Raw genomic sequence first — 19,809 nt, forward strand, 5'->3', positions numbered from 1 at the left:
GGCCCCGGCACCCCGGGATGCAGGAGCAGGCTCACGGGGCGCGCTGCCCCATCCAGTCGACGAAGGCGGCCTCGTCCAGCGGCGGGCTGAAGTGGAAGCCCTGGCCGAGGGCGCAGCCCAGGGCGCGCAGGCTCTGGTGCTGGCCGCTGGCCTCGATGCCTTCGGCGATGCACTCCAGGCCGAGGTTGTGGCCGATGGCGAGGATGGTGTCCACCAGCGCGGCGTCGCTGCCGGCCTGCTCCAGGCCTTCGACGAAGCTGCGGTCGATCTTCAGGCGGTCCAGCGGCAGGCGCTTGAGGTAGGTGAGCGAGGAATAGCCGGTGCCGAAGTCGTCGATGGCGAAGCGCACGCCCAGGCCCTTGAGTGCCTGCATGGCGGCGATGCACTGCTCGACGTCCTCCAGCAGGCTGCCTTCGGTGATCTCCAGCTCCAGGCGCTGGGCCGGTACGCCATGGCGCTGCAGGCAGTCGCTGACCCGGGCGACGAAATCACCCTGGCGCAGGTCGCGCGGGCTGATGTTGATGGCCATGACCAGCTCCGGCCAGCGCGGCAGCCACTGGGCCAGGGCGGCGCAGGCGCGGTCGAGCACCCAGTCGCTGAGTTCCAGGATCAGCCCGGTCTCCTCCGCCAGGGCGATGAACTGGGCAGGCGGCACCACCCCCCGCGTGGGGCTGCGCCAGCGCAGCAGCGCCTCGGCGCCGACCACGCGCTCGTCGGCCAGGGCCAGTTGCGGCTGGAACTCGAGGAACAGCTGCTCGCGCGCCACGGCCTGGCGCAGCTCGCTCTGCAACTGCAGGCGCTGGTCGATGGCGGCCTGCATGGCCGGGGCGAAGAAGTGCAGCGCATTGCGGCCGCCCTGCTTGGCCCGGTACATGGCGGTGTCGGCCTGCTTGAGGACGTCCGACGCGCCCTGGCGCTCGAAGGGGTGCAGGGCGATGCCGATGCTGGCGCTGACCGACAACTCGTGCTCGCCGATGCGATAGCTGCCATGCAGGCTGTGGAGCAGCTTGGTACCCACCTCGGCGGCGTGTTCGGCGGCCGCCTCGGGGTGTTCGCCCAGGGCCTCGAGCAGCACCACGAACTCGTCGCCGCCCAGGCGCGCCAGGGTGTCCTCGGCACGCAGGCAACTGGCCAGGCGCGCGGTGACCTCGCGCAGCAGCGCATCGCCCACCGGGTGACCGAGGCTGTCGTTGACCGTCTTGAAATGGTCCAGGTCGATGAACAGCAGGGCGCCGAAACGGCCCTCGCGCACCTCCCGGGCCATCGCGTGCTGCAGGCGGTCGAGCAGCAGGCGGCGGTTGGGCAGGCCGGTGAGTTCGTCGCTGTAGGCCAGGCGCTCGATCTCGCGCTGGTAGCGCTGGCGCTCGGAGATGTCGGTGATGCTCAGGCGGATCAGCGGCGATGCGCCGCCGGGCAGGCGCACCAGGCGCACTTCGCAGGGGCGCACGCGGCCGGCGACGTCGCGCATCAGCCATTCGAACACCGGTGCCTCGCCGGCCAGCGCGGCCTGTGCGTAGGCGTGGCCGACGTCCCGCGAGGGGCGGCCGTCGGCCTGCAGCGGCGGACTGAAGCTGGTGGGCATGCGCCCGATCAACTGTTCGCGGGGCAGCCCGTAGAGGCGCGCGGCGTTTTCGTTGGCCTCGGTGATGCCGCGCTCGACGTCGAATACCAGGATCGCCTCGGGAGCGTGCTCCACCAGGATGCGGTAGCGCGCCTCGGCCTCGCGACGGGCGCTGACGTCTTCCACCAGGGCCAGCAGGGCGTACATGCGACCATCGCCATCACGCACCGCGCGGACGTTGACGCGGGTGTAAACGATGCTCCCGTCGGGCCGCAGGAAGCGCTTGTCCAGTTCGTAGCCGTCGCGCTGGGCGCTGCGCACCTGATGCAGCAAAGCCTGCTCGGCGCCCCGGTCGTCGGTGTGGGTGATGCTCATCCAGTCGGCGCCCTGGAGCATCTCGCGGGAGCGCCCGAGGATGCTGCAGAGCTTGAAGTTGACCTCTTCCCAGCAGTGCTCGGGCGAGCACAGGGCCATGCCGATCAGCGGGGCCTCGAAGAACAGATGCAGGTGCTCTTCGCGCTCGCGCTGGCGGCGCGCGGCGCGCTTCTGCTCGGTAAGGTCCTGGATCGCGCCGTAGATGCGGATGACCCGCTCGCCATCGTGCTCGGCCAGCCCCTTGAGGCGCACCCAGCGGTAGTTGCTCTTGGCGGTGACGACACGCAGCTCGATGTCGAAGGGGTCAGCGCTGCGCAGCACATGATCGAGGGTGGCGCGGGCGCGGGCGCGGCTGTCCTCGTCGAAGTAGTTCATCGCCTGCTCCAGGTTGGGTGCGCCGCCCACCGGCTCCAGGTCGTAGATGCGGAAGGTGCCCTCGCTCCAGAACATCTGCTCGCTGGGCAATTCCAGTACCCAGCCGCCGATGTCGGCGATGGCCTCGGTCTGGCTCAGCAGGTGGGTCTGGCGCATCAGTTCCTCGCGGCGCATGCCCAGCTCCTCGGCAAGCAGTTCGCGGCGGCTGACGTCATGCTGCAGGGCGACGAAATGGCTGATGCCATGGTCGTCGTGCATCGGGGCCAGGGTCACTTCGTTCCAGAACAGGCTGCCGTCCTTGCGGTAGTTGCGCAGGATCGCCTGGCACGGCTCGCCGCGCCGGATGGCCGCCAGCATGCGCGGCAGTTCGGGCTGGTTGCGGTCGTGGCCGACCAGGAAGCGGCAGTTGCGCCCCAGCACTTCCTTGCGGCTGTAGCCGGTGATGCGCAGGAAGGCGGGGTTGCAGTAGGTCAGCGGGAAGTCGGGCTGGCGCGCGTCGACGATGATCACGCCGAGCGGGCTGGCCTCCAGTGCCAGGCTGTTCATCGCCAGGGCCTGCTGCATCTCGGCACGACGGCGCAGCTCCAGGCGCAGGTCGCTGAGGGTCCGCCCCACCAGCAGAGTCGAAACCATCAGCAGCAGCACGCTCAGGTGCAGTTCGATGCGCTGCGGCTCCAGCCACTGCGGAGCTTCGCCCAGCTCACGCAGGAGCGGCAGCGAGAGCACGGTGGCGGTGGCCAGGCCGGCGCCGCAGAGGGCTCCGGGGAACCCCCGGGCGAGGGCCAGGCTGAGCATCACCAGGCCGATCAGGGGGAGGGTCAGCAGCAGCGGCATCACCGCGATCGCCAGCGGCAAGGCGATGGCCAGCAGCAGCAGCAGCGGCCAGGGCGGCAGGCGCAGCATGGATTCTGCCAGCGGCGCGGGGGTCCCCAGCGCCCAGCGACGACGACGCAGCCAGGGGGTTAGGTAGGTGAGCAGCGGCAGGCAGATCACCAGGGTGGTCAGGCTGTCGCCCAGCCACATCAGCAGGCTGGCGGTGCCCCAGGCTTCAGGGCGGATCACACCGGTGAGCAACAGACTGCCCTGCACGCCGACGGCCACCAGGGTCACGGGCACCAGCACGCCGAGCAGCATGAAACGCAGCAGGCTGGCGAAATCCGGCAGGGCGACATCGAAGCGCGGCGGCCGCAGGAGCAGCCAGCCGACGCCGATGCTGAGGGTCTCGGGCAGGGCGTAGAAGGGCGCGAGATGCCAGTCCAGTCCCCAGAGCGGTGCACTCAGAACGGCATTGAGAAAGACCGCGAGCAGTACCCGTGGGCCCCACCAGAGGCACGCCACAAGCCCCAGGGAAAAGGGCAGGTACCAGAGCGCGACGCCGCCGGAAACCTGGGTGCCCAGGGAGAGCCAGGTGGCGAGGTGCAGCAACGGCAGTGACGACCACCAGGTCCAGTTGGGCAAGCGGGCTTTAGCGGCGGGCATTCTGACCTCAAGTCTACGCGCGCAGGAGGATTGTCCAGGGCGCCTAGAGTACGTGGGTCAGGGCAAAGTGACACTATGCAAAAACGAGCCCGCGTCGCAGCCTGACGGAAGGCGTCGCGGTTGGACGCGGGCCCCGCCGCGCGGGGCCTGTCAGGCGGCGTCGCGAGGCAGCAGCAGGCCCAGGGGAAGGCACACGCGGGCTTCCAGCCCACCGCCGGAACGGTTGCGCAGCTCGACGCTTCCGCCGTGCAGCGCGGCGATGCGCTTGACGATGGCCAGGCCCAGCCCGGTGCCCTTGCCGCCACGGGCGCGGTCGCCACGGATGAAGGGGTTGAAGATGTCGCCCAGCTCGGCCGGGTCGATGCCCTGGCCACGGTCGAGCACGCTGAGGACGACATAGGGCGCGGTGTGATCGCCCGCCACGAAGGCGGCCACTTCGACGCCATTGCCGCCATAGCGCAGCGCGTTCTCGATCAGGTTGGCCAACAGCCGCTTGATCGACACGCGCCGCAGGGGGAACGGCGGCACCGGTTCCAGGCACAGGCGCACGCGCTCCTCGTGCTGGTTGTAAGGGGCCACCACCTCGCGCACCAGTTCGCCCAGGTCGAGCTCCTCCTGGCGCTCGTCGCGGCCATCGCGGATGAAGGCGAGGAACTGGTCGAGGATGGCGTCCATGTCCTCGATGTCGCGAACCATGTCCTCGGTGAACTCGCTGTCGCTGCTCATCAGCTCCAGGGACAGGCGCAGCCGCGTCAGCGGGGTGCGCAGGTCGTGGGAGACGCCGGCCAGCATCAGCTCGCGCTCGCGGGCGGCCTGCTCGACGTCCTCGGCCATCTGGTTGAAGGCGCGGTAGACCTCGGTCATCTCGCTGGGCGTGTCGCTCACCGGCAGGCGCACGCTGCGGCCCTGGCCGAGCTGGCGGGCGGCGAACACCAGGCGCTTGAGCGGGGCGTTGAGCTGGCGCACGAAGATCCACGCGGCGGCGGTGGACAGCAGGCCGATGCCGAGGAACCAGCCGAGCACGCTCCAGATGCGCTGCCCGCGCAAGGGGTGTGGATAAAGGGGGATGCGCACCCAGTCGGGGCCCAGTGCCGGTGCCCGCACCCAGAGCGCCGGCGGGCTCTTGGCGCGCAGGCGCACCTCGGTCTCGGGGCCGAGCTCGGTCTGCATCTGCCGCTCGAAGATCTCGCTGTAGGGCCAGTGCTGCTCGCTGGGCGGCACGGCGTCGCTGGTCACCCGCTTGAGGCCGGCGGCGCGCGCCAGGTCGTCGCGCTCGGATTCGCTGGCCGCCCAGTAGGCACGCAGGGTCAGCGCCGCGCCGTGGCTGTACTGGCGGTCCACGAGGACGTCCTCGTTCATCATCAGGTAGACCAGGGTCAGCGCCTTGGAAAACAGCACGACGATGAGCACCAGCCAGAGGGTGCGGGAGAAGAAACTCTGCGGGAACCAGTACGGCGCTTTCATCGGGTTTTCCGGGCAGGAGGCTCAGGTGCCTTGCGAGGCAGTGCCGCGCCCGGGATGCGGGCGCGGCGGGGGGAGGTCACTTGTTGCCGTCGGGCACGAACACGTAGCCGACGCCCCAGACGGTCTGGATGTAGCGGGGCTTGGACGGGTCGGGCTCGATCAGCCGGCGCAGGCGGGAGATCTGCACGTCGATGGAGCGCTCCAGGGCGTCCCACTCGCGGCCACGGGCGAGGTTCATCAGCTTGTCGCGGGTCAGCGGCTCGCGGGCATGCTGGACCAGGGCCTTGAGCACGGCGAACTCACCGGTGGTGAGCATGTGCACGTCCTCGCCCCGCTTCAGCTCGCGGGTGGCCAGGGACAGCTCGTACTCGCCGAAGGTGACGCTCTCGTCGGCGGCGGCCGGGGCGCCGGGCACCTGGGGCGCCTGGCGGCGCAGCACGGCCTTGATCCGCGCCAGCAGCTCGCGCGGGTTGAAGGGTTTGGCCAGGTAGTCGTCGGCGCCCAGTTCCAGCCCCTGGATACGGCTGGACTCGTCACCCTTGGCGGTGAGCATGATGATCGGCACCTGGTTGTTCGAGGCACGTAGGCGGCGGCAGGCGGAAAGGCCGTCCTCGCCAGGCAGCATCAGGTCCAGGACCACGAGGTTGAACAGTTCGCGGGCCAGCAGGCGGTCCATCTGCTCGACGTTCTCCACCGCCCGCACGCGGTAGCCCTGCTCTTCGAAAAAGCGCTCGAGCAAGCGACGCAGGCGCGCGTCGTCGTCGACGATCAGGATCTTTTCGCCCTCGGCATTGGGGATGCTGCTCATGTTCTCTCCTGGTTTCTCAAGCGCGGCATTATTACTCAGCACCGGTGTCGCGCGGCTCGACCATTGTTAGCAGATTTTTCCCCGAACGGTTCCCTGGCCAGCGCAACGGGGTGTTTATAATGCGCCGCTTGTTTCCCGGCCAGGGCCAGGCCCGGCCGGTCTTTCGTTGGTCATCAGGTGTGTCTTTTTCATATGGAAAGCATCAACAACCGTATCGCTGAAGAGCTGGGCGTGCGCCCGCAACAAGTCGCCGCCGCCGTCGCCCTGCTCGATGAAGGCTCCACCGTTCCCTTCATCGCCCGCTACCGCAAGGAAGTCACCGGCAGCCTGGACGACACCCAGCTGCGTACCCTGGAAGAGCGCCTGCGCTACCTGCGCGAGCTGGAGGACCGCCGTGGCGCGATCCTCGCCAGCATCGAGGAGCAGGGCAAGCTGACCCCGGAACTGGCCCGCGAAATCAAGCTGGCCGACACCAAGACCCGCCTCGAAGACCTCTACCTCCCCTACAAGCAGAAGCGCCGCACCAAGGGCCAGATCGCCCTGGAAGCCGGCCTCGGCGAGCTGGCCGACGGCCTCTTCGCCGACCCGACCCTGAACCCGGAGACCGAAGCCGCGCGCTTCATCGATGCCGAGAAAGGCTTCGCCGACACCAAGGCCGTGCTCGAAGGCGCCAAGTACATCCTCATGGAGCGCTTCGCCGAAGACGCCACGCTGCTTGCCAGCCTGCGCGGCTTCCTCAAGGACAACGCCACCCTGACCGCCCGCCTGGTTCCCGGCAAGGAGCAGGAAGGCGCCAAGTTCAGCGACTACTTCGAGCACGACGAGCCCCTCAAGGGCGCGCCCTCGCACCGCGCGCTGGCGATCTTCCGCGGCCGCAACGAGGGCGTGCTCAGCGTCGCCCTGAAGGTCGGCGAGGAGCTGCCCGGCACCATGCACCCCTGCGAGGTGATGATCGGCGAGCGCTTCGGCGTGAAGGACCAGGGCCGCGCCGCCGACAAATGGCTGGGCGAGGTGGTGCGCTGGACCTGGAAGGTCAAGCTCTACACCCACCTGGAGACCGACCTGCTGGGTGAGCTGCGCGAAGGCGCCGAGACCGAGGCGATCAACGTCTTCGCCCGCAACCTGCATGACCTGCTGCTGGCCGCCCCGGCCGGCCCGCGCGCCACCCTGGGCCTGGACCCGGGCCTGCGCACCGGCTGCAAGGTCGCCGTGGTCGACGCCACCGGCAAGCTGCTGGAGACCGCCACCGTCTACCCGCACGTCCCGCACAACAAGTGGGACGACACCCTGGCCACCCTCGGCAAGCTCTGCGCCAAGCACGGCGTCGACCTGATCGCCATCGGCAACGGCACCGCCAGCCGCGAGACCGACAAGCTGGCTGGCGAGCTGATCAGCAAGCTGCCGGGCCTGAAGATGACCAAGATCATGGTCAGCGAGGCCGGCGCATCGGTGTACTCGGCCTCGGAACTGGCCGCCAAGGAGTTCCCCGAGCTGGACGTGTCCCTGCGTGGCGCGGTGTCCATCGCCCGCCGCCTGCAGGACCCGCTGGCCGAACTGGTGAAGATCGAGCCGAAGTCCATCGGCGTCGGCCAGTACCAGCACGACGTCTCCCAGCTGCAGCTGGCGCGTAGCCTGGACGCCGTGGTCGAGGACTGCGTGAACGCCGTCGGCGTGGACGTGAACACCGCCTCCGCCGCCCTGCTGGCGCGCATCTCCGGCCTCAACGCGACCCTGGCGCAGAACATCGTCGCCCACCGCGACGCCAACGGTGCCTTCAAGACCCGCGAGGAGCTGAAGAACGTCAGCCGCCTGGGCGAGAAGACCTATGTGCTGGCCGCCGGCTTCCTCCGCGTGATGAACGGCGACAACCCGCTGGATGCCTCGGCGGTGCACCCGGAGACCTACCCGCTGGTGCAACGCATCGCCGAGGGGACCGGCCGCGACGTGCGCTCGCTGATCGGCGATTCCGCCTTCCTCAAGCGCCTCGACCCGGCCAAGTTCACCGACGAGACCTTCGGCCTGCCGACCGTCACCGACATCCTCAAGGAGCTCGACAAGCCCGGCCGCGACCCGCGCCCGGAGTTCAAGACCGCCGAGTTCCAGGAAGGCGTCGAGAGCCTCAAGGACCTCAAGCCCGGCATGGTGCTGGAAGGCGTGGTGACCAACGTCACCAACTTCGGCGCCTTCGTCGACATCGGCGTCCACCAGGACGGCCTGGTGCACATCTCCGCGCTGTCGGAGAAGTTCGTCAAGGACCCGTACGAGGTGGTCAAGGCCGGCGACATCGTCAAGGTCAAGGTCATGGAGGTGGACATTCCGCGCAACCGCGTCGGCCTGTCCATGCGCATGAGCGACACCCCCGGCGAGAAGGTCGAGGGCCCGCGCGGCGGCGGTCGCCCGCAGGGCGGCCAGCGTCCCGAGCGTGGTGCTCCGCGCCAGCAGCAGGCGGCCCCGGCGAACAACGCCATGGCCTCGCTGTTCGCCAACGCCAAGCAGATCAAGAAGAAGTGAGCTGATGGAAGTCTCCGACCTGCACACCGCCAGCGCCTACAGTAAGCTGCTGGGCATCGAACCGGTCAGCCTGGGCGACGGCGTCGCCGAGGCGCGCCTGTCCATGGCCGAGCACCTGCGCAATCGCGGCCAGGTGATGCACGGCGGAGCCATCTTCTCGCTGCTCGACATCGCCATGGGCCTGGCCTGCACCAGCGTCCATGGCTTCGAGCGGCGCAGCGCCACGATCGAATGCAAGATCAACTACATCCGCCCCGTGGCCGAGGGTGACATCCTCTGCCGCGCGCGGGTGGTGCACGCCGGCTCGCGGACCCTGGTGGTCGAGGCCGATGTGCTGCAGGGCGACAAGCTGGTCGCCAAAGGGCAAGGCACCTTCGCCCAGCTGTAAGCGCCAGGACGGCGACGCTCTATTCTGGACAAAGCGACAACGCAGTCATGTCCGCCCCTTGTAGACCGACCAGTCCACCCTCATATTGGGGCGACTGTCCCTGGGACCCACAGGATTCCAAATTGAGCGACCTTCTCTCCCGCCGCCTGGCATTGCTGGGCGAGCGTGCCCACCTGTCCCTGCTGACCCAGTGCCTGCACGGCATCGAGCGCGAATGCCTGCGCGTCGACGACAACGGCCAGCTGGCCCTGACCCCGCATCCGGTGGCCGTCGGTTCCGCGTTGACCAACCCGCAGATCACCACCGACTACTCCGAGTCGCTGCTGGAATTCATCACCCCCACCGAGCACGACCCGGCGGCGACCCTGGCGGACCTGGAGAAGATCCATCGCTTCACCTACCAGAAGCTCGACGGCGAGCTGCTGTGGAGCGCCTCGATGCCCGGCCGGCTGCCCAGCGAAGAGGCGATCCCGATCGCCCGCTACGGCACCTCGCCCATCGGCCGCCTCAAGTACGTCTACCGGCGCGGCCTGGCCGTGCGCTATGGCAAGACCATGCAGTGCATCGCCGGCATCCACTACAACTTCTCCCTGCCGGAAGCCCTGTGGCCGCTGCTCAAGGAGGCCGAAGGCGATCCGCAGAGCGACCGCGACTTCCAGTCCGCGCGCTACATCGCGATGATCCGCAACTTCCGGCGCTACAGCTGGCTGCTGATGTACCTGTTCGGCGCGGCACCGGCGCTGGACCAGAACTTCCTCCGCGGCCGCCCCCACGACCTCGACCGCCTCGACGCCGACACCCTGTTCCTGCCCTGGGCCACCAGCCTGCGCATGAGCGACCTGGGCTACCAGAACAACGCCCAGTCCGGCCTGACGCCCTGTTACAACAGCCTCGACAGCTACCTGTCGAGCCTGCGCCAGGCCGTTTCCACGCCCTATCCGCCCTATGCCGAGATCGGCACCAAGCGCGATGGCGAATGGATCCAGCTGAACACCAACGTCATCCAGATCGAGAACGAGTACTACTCCTCGATCCGTCCGAAGCGCGTCACCTACACCGGCGAGCGCCCGATCCAGGCGCTGATGGCCCGTGGCGTGCAGTACGTCGAAGTGCGCTGCCTGGACATCAACCCCTTCCTGCCGCTAGGCATCGACCTGGCCGAATCGCGTTTCCTCGACGCCTTCCTGCTGTTCTGCGCCCTGCAGGACAGCCCGCCCCTGGCCGGCGGCGAGTGCCGCGACTGCACCGACAACTTCCAGCGCGTGGTCAAGGAAGGCCGTCGCCCCGGCCTGCACCTGCAGCGCAACGGCCAGGAGATCGGCCTCAAGGAATGGGCCTTCGAGTTGCTCGGGCAGATCGCCCGCACCGCCGACCTGCTGGACCGCGCCCAGGGCGGCCAGGCCCATGCCGAAGCCCTCCAGGCCCAGCGCCTCAAGGTCGAGGACACCCGCCTCACGCCGTCGGCACAGGTGCTGGCCGAGCTGCGCGAACGCGGCGAGAGCTTCAGCGAGTTCTCCCTGCGCCAGAGCCGCCTGCACGCCGAGTATTTCCGCGCCGAGGCCCTGGCCCCGGACGACCAGGCACGCCTCGAAGCCATGGCCCGCGAATCCCTGGAGGAACAGGCGCGCCTGGAAGCCGAGCCCGACGTCGACTTCGACACCTTCGTCGCCGCCTACCAGGCGAGCATCCTCGGGCTGCTGAGCAACTGACGCGGTCCCTGCCGTTCCCGGGCTGAAGCCCGGGCTACGTCAACGTAGGTTGGCGCCGAGCGCAGCGAGGCCCAACGGTGCTAGCCGCAACCCCGCTCGTTGCGCTTCGTACCTCAGCCCAACCTACGGATTGCAACTGCGCCCAGCGGCACCGAAACCACCCGTGAACCCACGCGCCCCAAAAAGGCGCGGCCCGTCACAAAACCGACAAGCTGGGGCTCGAAGCGGGACAGGCGGCCACCCGCGCCGGAAAACCGACAGCTAGCATGAGCACAAATCCAGAGCCTGCGAGCTTTGCCCATGGCGCCCCCAGACGCCCACCCCGAAGACAGCCAGCAATGGAGCCTGGAAAGCCTCAACAAGGCCTACCAGCAAGGCTACATGGCGGGCCTCACCGGCCAGACGATCGACCAGCAACCCTACCCCGCCGAAGTCCTCGCCGCGGCCTGGGAAGCCGGTTGGGACGACGGCCACGACCAGTACGAGCTGCAGCGTCCCTCGCGGATCGCCTGAATCAGTCCTCGCGAAACGCCGCGTCCAGCGGAACCCGGTAGCCCGTCGCCAGCCGGTTGGTCTCGTTGGCCATGCCGATCACTGCCTGCAGCTCCCCGAACATCGCCTCGGTCATCCCAGCCTTGCGCGCCGCCGCCGTGTGCGAGCCGATGCAGTAGGCGCAGTTGTTGGTCACGCTGATGGCGACGTAGAGCAGCTCCTTGGTCAGCGGGTCCAGCGCGCCGGGGGCCATCACCTGCTTCAGGCTCTCCCAGGTGCGGCGCAGGTTGTCCGGGTGCTGGGCCAGGGCCTTCCAGAAGTTGTTGACCTGGTCGACCTTGCGCGTGGCCATGATGTCGTCATAGACGGCGCGGACTTCCGGACTGGCATGTTCATATTCGATCAAGTGCTTAGACGACATCACGTTTCCCCTTCTAAGTTATGAGTCAGCCAGTATAGGCAGAGCGCCCATACCGGCCCGGTCCCAACCATGGAGAAGGTCACGCATGTCGATACGCACCCTGGGCCGCCTGGCCCTCACCGCCTCGCTGTCCCTGCCGTTGCTGGCCCAAGCCGCGCAACCCGGCCTCTGGGACACCTACGCCACCCTGAAAGCCAAGACCTGGGTCGACCTGACCCACGCCTACGACGAGCAGGTGCCGCACTGGAAGGGCTTCGAGAACGCCCAGCGCAAGACGCTCTACACCGTCGACAAGGACGGCTTCCAGGTGGACCTCTACACCCACGTCGGCCAGTGGGGCACCCATGTCGACCCGCCGGTGCATTTCCACAAGGGCCTGCGCGGCATCGACCAGATCGACGTGAAGGAACAGCTGCTGCCGCTGGTGGTGCTGGACATCCACGAGCAGGCGGCGAAGAACCCCGACTACGTGCTGACCCTGGCCGACGTGAAGGCCTGGGAAGCCAAGCACGGCCCGGTGCCCGAAGGCGCCTTCGTGGCCCTGCGCAGCGACTGGTCCAAGCGCTGGCCGAGCCAGGAGAAGATCCAGAACGCCGACGCCCAGGGCGTGGCCCACTACCCGGGGTGGAGCAAGGAGGCGCTGGTCTACCTCTACGAGACGCGCAAGATCACCGCCTCCGGCCACGAGACCACGGACACCGACCCGGGCATCGCCACCAGCAAGGACGACTATTCGCTGGAGTCCTACATCCTCGGCAAGGACCACTACCAGGTCGAACTGCTGGCCAACCTGGACCAGGTGCCGGAAGCCGGCGCGCTGGTGGTCGTGAGCTTCCCGAAGATCGCCCGGGGCACCGGCTTCCCGGCGCGGGTGTTCGCCATCCTGCCGTGATGGAGTAAGCGGGACTCCCCCCTGTGGGAGCGGCTTCAGCCGCGATGGGCCCGGCTCGGCGCCGGGCCCTTTGAACTCGAAGCAGGCAGCCGTCGCTCACACCCTACGGCACACGCCCATCCTGCCGAGTCCTCAGCCCCGTAGGAGCGGCCTCACAGCACCTTTTCGAAGATCTTCGAGTTGCGCTGGTAGTTGTAGAGCGAGGCGCGCGCCGCCGGCAGGCTTTCCACGCCGCTGGGCTGGAAGCCGCGCTCGCGGAACCAGTGGGCGGTGCGCGTGGTGAGCACGAAGAGGGTCTTCAGGCCCAGGGCACGGGCGCGGTCCTCGATGCGCTCCAGCAGCTCGTCGCCACGGCCGCCGTGGCGGTACTCGGGGTTCACCGCCAGGCACGCCAGCTCGCCCGCATCGGAGTCGGCGATGGGATAGAGCGCCGCGCAGGCGATGATGTGGCCGTCGCGCTCGACGATGGTGAACTGGCCGATCTCGCGTTCCAGCACCTCGCGGGAGCGGCGCACGAGGATGCCCTGGTCCTCCAGCGGAGTGATCAGGTCGATCAGCCCGCCGACGTCGTCGATGGTGGCTTCGCGCAGGGACTCGAACTGCTCCTGGTCCACCAGGGTGCCGCCACCGTCGCGGGTGAACAGCTCGGTGAGCAGCGAGCCGTCCTCGGCGTAGCTGACCATGTGGCTGCGCTTGACCCCGCTGCGGCAGGCCTGGGCGGCGGCGTCCAGCAGCTCGGCCTGGTAGCTGTTGCCCAGGCGCACGAGGTGGCCGGGCACCTGTTGCGGGCGCAGTTCGCGCACCAGCTTGCCGGATTCGTCGATCAGCCCGCGCTCGCTGCCGAACAGCACCAGCTTGTCCGCGCCCAGGTCGATGGCGGCGCGGGTGGCGACGTCCTCGCAGGCGAGGTTGAAGATCTCCCCGGTGGGCGAGTAGCCCAGGGGCGAGAGCAGCACGATGGAGCGCTCGTCGAGCTGGCGGCCGATGCCCTTGCGGTCGATGCGGCGCACCTCGCCGGTGTGGTGGTAGTCGACGCCATCGACGACGCCTATGGGCCGTGCGGTGACGAAGTTGCCGCCTGTCACGCGCAGGCGCGAGCCCTGCATGGGCGAGGCGGCGATGTCCATGGACAGGCGCGCTTCGATGGCGATGCGCAGCTGGCCCACGGCGTCGATCACGCACTCCAGGGTCGGGCCGTCGGTAATGCGCAGATCGCGGTGGAAGTGCGGGGTCAGCCCGCGCGCAGCCAGGCGTGCCTCGATCTGCGGACGCGAGCCGTGCACCAGCACCAGGCGCACGCCCAGGCTGTGCAGCAGCACCAGGTCGTGGACGATGTTGCCGAAATTCGGGTGGGCGACACCCTCGCCGGGCAGCATCACCACGAAGGTGCAGTCCCGGTGGGCGTTGATATAGGGCGATGCGTGGCGAAGCCAGTTGACGTAGTCGTGCATGGAATCCATGAACCTGTGGACGTTGGCGAAATGAGCGTTGCTACTCCGGAGACGGAGTTGGGGGCGTCGCGTTTATCGTCGTCGCAGGAGCATCAACGGATTCCCTCCACGTCAGGCCTTGTCGGCGGGGTTCAGGCAGTAGTGCTGGATGAGCTGGCGCAGCAGCGCCACGGTAGGCTCGATGCGTGACAGTTCGAGGTGTTCATCGGGCTGGTGGGCGCAGGCGATGTCGCCGGGCCCGAGCACCAGGGTCTCGCAACCGAGCTGCTGAAGATACGGGGCTTCGGTGCCGAAGGCCACCGCTTCTGCGGCATGCCCGGTGAGACGTTCGGCCAGGCGCACCAGATCACTTCCGGCCGGCTCCTCGAAGGGGGGCACGGCGGGGAACAGCGGCTGGTAGTCGATGGCCACGCCATGGCGCTCGGCGAGCGGCGCCAGGCGCTGGCGGATGGCCGCGCGCAGCGTCTCCGGCTGCATGCCCGGCAGTGGGCGCAGGTCGAATTCCAGGCTGCACTGCCCGCAGATCCGGTTGGGGTTGTCGCCACCATGGATGCAGCCGAGGTTGAGGGTCGGCTGCGGCACGTTGAACAGCGGGTTGTGGAATTCGCGCTGCCACTCGCCACGCAGGGCCACCAGCGCGGCGATGCTCTCGTGCATCGCCTCCAGGGCGCTGCGGCCCAGGCTCGGGTCGGAGGAGTGGCCGCTCTGCCCGAGGATGTCGATGCGCTCCATCATCACGCCCTTGTGCAGGCGGATCGGCTTCAGCCCGGTGGGCTCGCCGATCACCGCGGCGCGGCCCAGCGGCTGCCCGGCGGCGGCCAGGGCACGGGCGCCGGACATCGAGCTTTCCTCGTCGCAGGTGGCCAGGACGATCAGCGGGCGGCGGAACGGCTGGTCGCGCAGGGTGCGCACCGCCTCTATCACCAGGGGGAAGAAGCCCTTCATGTCGCAGCTGCCCAGGCCGTACCAGCGGTCATCGGCCTCGGCGAGCTTCAGCGGGTCGCTCTTCCACAGCGCGGCGTCGAAGGGCACGGTGTCGCTGTGGCCCGCCAGCACCAGGCCGCCGGGGCCGCTGCCCAGGGTGGCCAGCAGGTTGGCCTTGCCGGGCGCCACCTGCTGCACCTCGCATCGGAAGCCGAGCTCGCCCAGCCAGGTCGCCAGCAGGTCGATCACCGCCTGGTTGGACTGGTCCCAGCCGGGCTGGGTGCAACTCACCGAAGGCGCGGCGATCAGCGCGGCGAACTGGCTCTTCAGGTCTGGAACGGGCATCGGCTTTCTCCACGGACGAGGACTCATCATAGGGACAACGCCCCGGCGGCGAAACCGCCCGGCAGGGCGCCTCGGCCTCCTGTAGACTTCACGGCCTCGGCAGCCATCCCGTGCTGCGATTGATAAAACTCCGGCCATGCAAAAAGAAACCGAAATCAAGCTCCGCGCCAGCCGCGAGACCCTCGAAGCCCTCCGTGACCACCCGCTGCTGAAGAAGCGCAACAAGAGCGGCTGGGAGAAACGCGAGCTCTTCAACCAGTACTACGACACCCCCGAGCGGGATCTGTCCCGGGCCAGGGTCGCCCTGCGCCTGCGTCGCGACGGCGACCAGTTCATCCAGACCCTCAAGAGCCGTGGCCAGAGCGTGGCCGGGCTGTCCGAGCGCAACGAATGGGACTGGTACCTGCCCAAGGCCAAGCTCGACCCGAAGAAGCTCGGTGACGACTGCTGGCCGGCCAGCCTCGCCGACCTGGACAAGAAGACCCTGGCGCCGATCTTCACCACCGACTTCGTCCGCCAGCGCGCCGAGATCGCCTGGGGCCGCGGCAAGGCCAAGGTCGTGGTGGAAGCCGCGCTGGACCTGGGCAAGGTCATCGCCGGCAAGGCCGAGGAGGAAATCTGCGAGCTGGAGCTGGAACTGCGCCAGGGCGAACCCGAGGCGCTGCTGGAGCTGGCCCGGGAACTGGCCGCCGACCTGCCCCTGATGCCCTGCGACATCAGCAAGGCCGAGCGTGGCTACCGCCTGTTCGACGCCAACAGCTACAGCGTCGCCCTGCCGGCCCCGGCGCTGGACGCCGAGATGCCCCTGGACGACGCCATCGCCGCCATCGCCTGGCACCTGCTCGGCAGCAGCCAGCGCCTGGCCGAGCAATACCGTTTCAACGGCCACTGGAAGCTGCTCGGCGAATGGCTGCAACAACTGATCGACCTGCGCGCCCTGCTCGGCAGCCTCGGCCAGGCCGCGCCGCGTGCCAGCAGCCACGGCCTGCGCGAAGCCCTGGACGCCCTGATCGGTGACTGGCGCCCGCGCCTGGCTGCCGGCCAGGACGACGAAGCCGCGCGCCAGGCGGCGCCGCAGCAATTCGCCGATGAACTGGCCGGCACCCGCTGGGGCCTGTTCTCCCTCGACGCCTCCAGCTGGCTGCTGGCCCGCTCCTGGGCCGTCGGCCGCAACGACCGTGGCAACCGCCAGGGCAAGGCCGCGCTGGGCAAGTGGCTGCCGCGCCTGCTGGGCGACGAGGCCCGCGACCTGCAGTTGGACCGCTACAAGCGCCAGCCCGAGGACCTCGCCGAGCAGCTGCCGCGCATCGAGCGCCTGCTGGTCTGGCTGCGCCTGGCCCGCAGCGTGCTGCTGGAGATCCCCGAGACCGACCGCTGCTACGGCGAGCTGAACAAGCTGGCCGAACTGGCTGGCCGGCCGATCGACGAGGAGGCCCTCGAAGCCCGCGTCAGCCAGGCCCACCAGGTGCTGACGCTCAAGAGCTGGAAGCAGCTGCTCAAGTGATGCGACCCGGCACCGCGCGCCCGCGCGGTGCCGACGAGGACCCCCGCGATGTTCAAGCAAAGCTTCAGATCCCTGCTCGGCACCTGGCTGACCGGCCTGCTGGCCCTCTTGCCCCTGGTGCTGACCCTGGCGCTGCTGGCCTGGATCGTCAGCCTGCTCAATCGCCTGGTGGGCCCCTCGACGCTGATCGGCCAACTGCTCGCCGCCCTCGGCCAGCCGTTCGCCAGCAGCCCGGTCCTGGCCTGGTTCGTCGGCACCCTGGTGCTGCTGGCCAGCCTCTATCCCCTCGGCCTCGCCGTGCAACTGGGCCTGCGCCGGCCGCTGGCCTGGCTGTTCGACCAGACCCTGCGGCGCACCCCGCTGATCGGCAACGTCTACAACATCGCCGACCGCTTCGTCGGCATGCTCGACAAGGAAAAGAACGCCGACATCACCACCATGCAGCCGGTCTGGTGCTTCTTCGGTGGCGACGGCGCGGCGGTGCTCGCCCTGCAACCGAGCTCCGCGCCCATCGAACTGGAAGGCCGGCCCTACTGCGCCATCCTGGTGCCCACCGCGCCCATCCCGGTGGGGGGCGGCCTGCTCTACGTACCGGTGGACTGGGTGCGCCCGGCCGACATGGGGGTCGATGCGCTGACCAGCATCTATGTCTCCATGGGCCTGACACCACCCCCCGCCACCACGCCGCCCGACGCCTCGCGGACCTGATCCGCCGACGCGCTTGGCCAAGGCGCCGCCGCGCTGGTTACAATGCGCGCCCCGCTCTTCATTCGTCTGTCCGAGAGAGTCCGCCATGGTTTTCAAAGTGTTCGTAGATGGTCAGGAAGGCACCACCGGCCTCCGTTTGCTCGACTACCTGTCCGGCCGTGCCGATGTCGAGCTGCTGCGCATCGCCGATGACAAGCGCAAGGACCCGCAAGAGCGTGCACGCTTCCTCAATGCCGCCGACGTCGCCTTCCTCTGCCTGCCCGACGTCGCCTCGCGCGAGGCGGTGTCCCTGGTGACCAACCCGAACACCTGCATCATCGACGCCAGCACCGCCTTCCGCACCGACGACAGCTGGGCCTACGGCCTGCCGGAACTGGCTGCCGGCCAGCGCGAGAAGATCCGCACCAGCAAGCGCATCGCCGTGCCCGGCTGCCACGCCAGCGCCTTCATCCTCGCCGTGCGCCCGCTGATCGACGCCGGCCTGCTGCCCGCCGACTACCCGCTCTCCGCCTTCTCCCTCACCGGCTACAGCGGCGGCGGCAAGGGCATGATCGCCGAGTACGAAGCCGGCAACGACGCCAGGCTGATGAGCCCGCGTCCCTACGCCCTGGGCCTGGAGCACAAGCACCTGCCGGAAATGCGCGTGCAGGGCCGCCTGGCCCAGGCACCGGTGTTCAACCCCATCGTCGGCCCCTTCCTCAAGGGCCTGGCGGTCACCGTGCCGCTCTACACCGAGCGCCTGGCACGCAAGGCCAGCGCCGCCGAGATCGCCGAGATCTACCGCCAGCACTACGCCGGCGAGCAGTTCGTGCGGGTGATGCCGGCCGGTGACGAAGGCAACCTCGACGGCGGCTTCTTCGACGTCCAGGGCTGCAACGACACCAACCGCGTCGACCTCTTCGTCTTCGGCTCCGCCGAGCGCCTCAACCTGGTCGCGCGCCTGGACAACCTCGGCAAGGGCGCCGCCGGCGCCGCCGTGCAGTGCATGAACGTGCACATCGGCGCCGACGAGGCCACCGGCCTCAACGCCTGATCCGCACCACCCTGGAAAAGCCCCGCCGATGCGGGGCTTTTTCGTTTCCGCGGGATAAGCCGGCGGGTTTCACCTGCCCTACGGCAGCCAGCGCATCGGCATGCTCCTGTAGGGGCGAATTCATTCGCCCAAGGACTTCCAGCAGGCCTGAGCCCATATGACCGGTAGGAGCGAATTCATTCGCGAAAGGGCCGCGCAGCGGCCCCCAGGGGCTACCCGGCAAGGAGCGGCAGCCTATCGGCTGCCATCGCGAATGAATTCGCTCCCACAGATACCGTTGCTCCCTCCGCTTTTCTCTTAACCCCCCACCGGCAAGCAGGTGGTGGACTTGATCTCCGACAGCGCGACAATGGAATTGACCTCCTGGATGCCCGGCACCAGCGACAGCTTCTCGAAGAAGAAGCGCTCGTAGGCCTCGATGTCCTTCGTGACGATGCGCAGCATGAAATCCACCGCGCCCATAAGCACATGGCACTCCAGCACCTCGGGGAAGCCCTGCATGGCTTCGGCGAACTCGGTGAGGTTGGAGCGGCCGTGGGCGTTGAGCTTCACCTGGGCGAAGATCTGCGCGTTGAGGCCGATCTTGCGCCGGTCCAGCAGGGTCACCTGGCGGCGGATCACCCCCTCCTCCTTGAGCCGCTGGATGCGCCGCCAGCAGGGCGACTGGGACAGGCCGATGCGCTCGGCGATCTCGGCGGTGGCGATGCCGGCGTCCTCCTGCAGCAGCTCGAGGATGCGGCGATCGTAGGGATCGAGCTCGATAGGCATGAAAAACCCCAATAAATGGATATAGGGGAAATTCTATTCCCCAATCAGTCGGAACGACCAATAAACAGGCAGAAATTCTCCCTCCGGCGCCCGGAAAATAGGCCATCGCCTCCGGAGCCACGCCACCATGCTCGATCTCGACGAATCGCCCCGCGTCACCCCGCCACTGCCCTTCCCCACCGCCCTGGCGCCGCGTGAGGATGTATGGAGCAAGACGCACCTGCCCGGCCAGGCGCGCACCCTGAGCTTCACCATCCTCGCCGAGGCCGACGCGGACATCCTCAGCCGCCTGCTCGCCTACTTCGCCCAGCTGCAGTTGGTGCCGCAGTGGCTGGAGTCGAGCCGCCAGGGCGACGAGCTGCTGCTGCGACTGCGCCAGGACGGCCTGACCCTGCACCGCGCCGAGGTGATCGCGCAGAAGATGCGTTCCCTGGTCAGCGTGTTTTCGGTGGACGTGCAGCCTGCGGCATCCTGACCGCGCCGTTCGGTGCACCCGGTCACGCATTGCCCTTCGCTCCGGGGCGCCGATTCGGGCATCCTGTGCACCCTCCACGGAAGAGTGCGTTGGCTACTCTTCCCTGACCGGGATCGCGTGACCAAG

General features: G+C 68.6%; 16 protein-coding genes. 9 read left to right on the plus strand and 7 right to left on the minus strand.

The annotated features are described in order from the left end of the window. Positions 1–31: 31 nt before the first annotated feature. The 3 genes from PHLH3_RS28895 to ompR all read right to left on the minus strand — a co-directional run bounded on the left by PHLH3_RS28895 (position 32) and on the right by ompR (position 6,062). Positions 32–3,790, minus strand: a complete 3,759-nt coding sequence (locus PHLH3_RS28895) for an EAL domain-containing protein (protein ID WP_213627057.1) — start codon at positions 3,788–3,790, stop codon at positions 32–34. Positions 3,791–3,940: 150 nt separating this feature from the next. Next, entirely contained in the window at positions 3,941–5,254 is a 1,314-nt protein-coding gene (locus PHLH3_RS28900; protein ID WP_173178580.1) for an ATP-binding protein, read from the minus strand. A gap of 76 nt (positions 5,255–5,330) precedes the next feature. Then, entirely contained in the window at positions 5,331–6,062 is a 732-nt protein-coding gene (ompR, locus tag PHLH3_RS28905) for a two-component system response regulator OmpR (protein WP_184489780.1), read from the minus strand. Positions 6,063–6,254: 192 nt separating this feature from the next. On the opposite strand from ompR, the gene PHLH3_RS28910 reads away from it, so the two are divergent. The 4 genes from PHLH3_RS28910 (at position 6,255) to PHLH3_RS28925 (ending at position 11,183) form a co-directional block, all read left to right on the plus strand. After that, a complete protein-coding gene (locus PHLH3_RS28910; RefSeq protein WP_213627059.1) occupies positions 6,255–8,573 on the plus strand; it encodes a Tex family protein in 2,319 nt (772 codons plus the stop codon). Positions 8,574–8,577: 4 nt separating this feature from the next. Then, complete coding sequence (locus tag PHLH3_RS28915) at positions 8,578–8,961, plus strand: PaaI family thioesterase (RefSeq protein WP_111260805.1); 384 nt, start codon at positions 8,578–8,580, stop codon at positions 8,959–8,961. A 122-nt stretch (positions 8,962–9,083) separates the two neighbouring features. Next, on the plus strand, positions 9,084–10,670 hold the full coding sequence (gene gshA / locus PHLH3_RS28920; protein ID WP_213627062.1) for a glutamate--cysteine ligase: 1,587 nt from the start codon (positions 9,084–9,086) through the stop codon (positions 10,668–10,670). Positions 10,671–10,970: 300 nt separating this feature from the next. Next, positions 10,971–11,183 carry a ribosome modulation factor gene (locus PHLH3_RS28925; protein WP_173178575.1) on the plus strand — a complete coding sequence of 71 codons (213 nt, stop codon included), beginning with the start codon at positions 10,971–10,973 and terminating at the stop codon, positions 11,181–11,183. 1 nt (position 11,184) lies between these two features. Here the strand turns inward: PHLH3_RS28925 and PHLH3_RS28930 are convergent, their stop codons facing one another. Continuing rightward, positions 11,185–11,583 carry a carboxymuconolactone decarboxylase family protein gene (locus PHLH3_RS28930; protein WP_213627064.1) on the minus strand — a complete coding sequence of 133 codons (399 nt, stop codon included), beginning with the start codon at positions 11,581–11,583 and terminating at the stop codon, positions 11,185–11,187. Between the two features lie 85 nt (positions 11,584–11,668). Here PHLH3_RS28930 and PHLH3_RS28935 point away from each other — a divergent pair, with 85 nt between their 5' ends. Beyond that, entirely contained in the window at positions 11,669–12,475 is an 807-nt protein-coding gene (locus tag PHLH3_RS28935; RefSeq protein ID WP_213627073.1) for a cyclase family protein, read from the plus strand. 152 nt (positions 12,476–12,627) lie between these two features. Here the strand turns inward: PHLH3_RS28935 and argA are convergent, their stop codons facing one another. Further along, positions 12,628–13,926, minus strand: a complete 1,299-nt coding sequence (argA, locus tag PHLH3_RS28940) for an amino-acid N-acetyltransferase (protein WP_213630732.1) — start codon at positions 13,924–13,926, stop codon at positions 12,628–12,630. Between the two features lie 111 nt (positions 13,927–14,037). Next, positions 14,038–15,195 (minus strand): acetylornithine deacetylase, encoded by a 1,158-nt coding sequence (gene argE / locus PHLH3_RS28945; protein WP_213627075.1) that lies wholly within the window; start codon positions 15,193–15,195, stop codon positions 14,038–14,040. A gap of 136 nt (positions 15,196–15,331) precedes the next feature. On the opposite strand from argE, the gene PHLH3_RS28950 reads away from it, so the two are divergent. From PHLH3_RS28950 to argC, 3 genes are all read left to right on the plus strand, one after another. Then, a complete protein-coding gene (locus tag PHLH3_RS28950; protein ID WP_213627077.1) occupies positions 15,332–16,699 on the plus strand; it encodes a CYTH domain-containing protein in 1,368 nt (455 codons plus the stop codon). Positions 16,700–16,747: 48 nt separating this feature from the next. Further along, the gene (locus tag PHLH3_RS28955) at positions 16,748–17,407 is read left to right on the plus strand and encodes a DUF502 domain-containing protein (RefSeq protein WP_213627079.1); all 660 of its coding nucleotides are present in this window, start codon (positions 16,748–16,750) and stop codon (positions 17,405–17,407) included. An 85-nt stretch (positions 17,408–17,492) separates the two neighbouring features. After that, positions 17,493–18,440, plus strand: coding sequence for an N-acetyl-gamma-glutamyl-phosphate reductase (gene argC, locus PHLH3_RS28960; RefSeq protein ID WP_213627081.1), 948 nt, complete (start codon positions 17,493–17,495; stop codon positions 18,438–18,440). Positions 18,441–18,737: 297 nt separating this feature from the next. On the opposite strand, the gene PHLH3_RS28965 is transcribed toward argC, so the two are convergent. Next, positions 18,738–19,208, minus strand: coding sequence for an Lrp/AsnC family transcriptional regulator (locus tag PHLH3_RS28965; RefSeq protein WP_213627083.1), 471 nt, complete (start codon positions 19,206–19,208; stop codon positions 18,738–18,740). 127 nt (positions 19,209–19,335) lie between these two features. Here PHLH3_RS28965 and PHLH3_RS28970 point away from each other — a divergent pair, with 127 nt between their 5' ends. Then, positions 19,336–19,683, plus strand: coding sequence for a hypothetical protein (locus PHLH3_RS28970; protein WP_213627085.1), 348 nt, complete (start codon positions 19,336–19,338; stop codon positions 19,681–19,683). Positions 19,684–19,809 lie beyond the last annotated feature (126 nt).

Origin of the sequence: Pseudomonas sp. Pc102 (assembly GCF_018408275.1) — a bacterium.
Lineage (GTDB): Bacteria > Pseudomonadota > Gammaproteobacteria > Pseudomonadales > Pseudomonadaceae > Metapseudomonas > Metapseudomonas tohonis.

Coding starts and splice junctions, on each gene's coding strand:
- PHLH3_RS28895 (WP_213627057.1), bottom strand. CDS start 3,790: ATGCCCGCCGCTAAAGCCCGCTTGCCCAACTGGACCTGGTGGTCGTCA.
- PHLH3_RS28900 (WP_173178580.1), bottom strand. CDS start 5,254: ATGAAAGCGCCGTACTGGTTCCCGCAGAGTTTCTTCTCCCGCACCCTC.
- ompR (WP_184489780.1), bottom strand. CDS start 6,062: ATGAGCAGCATCCCCAATGCCGAGGGCGAAAAGATCCTGATCGTCGAC.
- PHLH3_RS28910 (WP_213627059.1), top strand. CDS start 6,255: ATGGAAAGCATCAACAACCGTATCGCTGAAGAGCTGGGCGTGCGCCCG.
- PHLH3_RS28915 (WP_111260805.1), top strand. CDS start 8,578: ATGGAAGTCTCCGACCTGCACACCGCCAGCGCCTACAGTAAGCTGCTG.
- PHLH3_RS28925 (WP_173178575.1), top strand. CDS start 10,971: ATGGCGCCCCCAGACGCCCACCCCGAAGACAGCCAGCAATGGAGCCTG.
- PHLH3_RS28930 (WP_213627064.1), bottom strand. CDS start 11,583: ATGTCGTCTAAGCACTTGATCGAATATGAACATGCCAGTCCGGAAGTC.
- PHLH3_RS28935 (WP_213627073.1), top strand. CDS start 11,669: ATGTCGATACGCACCCTGGGCCGCCTGGCCCTCACCGCCTCGCTGTCC.
- argA (WP_213630732.1), bottom strand. CDS start 13,926: ATGCACGACTACGTCAACTGGCTTCGCCACGCATCGCCCTATATCAAC.
- argE (WP_213627075.1), bottom strand. CDS start 15,195: ATGCCCGTTCCAGACCTGAAGAGCCAGTTCGCCGCGCTGATCGCCGCG.
- PHLH3_RS28950 (WP_213627077.1), top strand. CDS start 15,332: ATGCAAAAAGAAACCGAAATCAAGCTCCGCGCCAGCCGCGAGACCCTC.
- PHLH3_RS28955 (WP_213627079.1), top strand. CDS start 16,748: ATGTTCAAGCAAAGCTTCAGATCCCTGCTCGGCACCTGGCTGACCGGC.
- argC (WP_213627081.1), top strand. CDS start 17,493: ATGGTTTTCAAAGTGTTCGTAGATGGTCAGGAAGGCACCACCGGCCTC.
- PHLH3_RS28965 (WP_213627083.1), bottom strand. CDS start 19,208: ATGCCTATCGAGCTCGATCCCTACGATCGCCGCATCCTCGAGCTGCTG.
- PHLH3_RS28970 (WP_213627085.1), top strand. CDS start 19,336: ATGCTCGATCTCGACGAATCGCCCCGCGTCACCCCGCCACTGCCCTTC.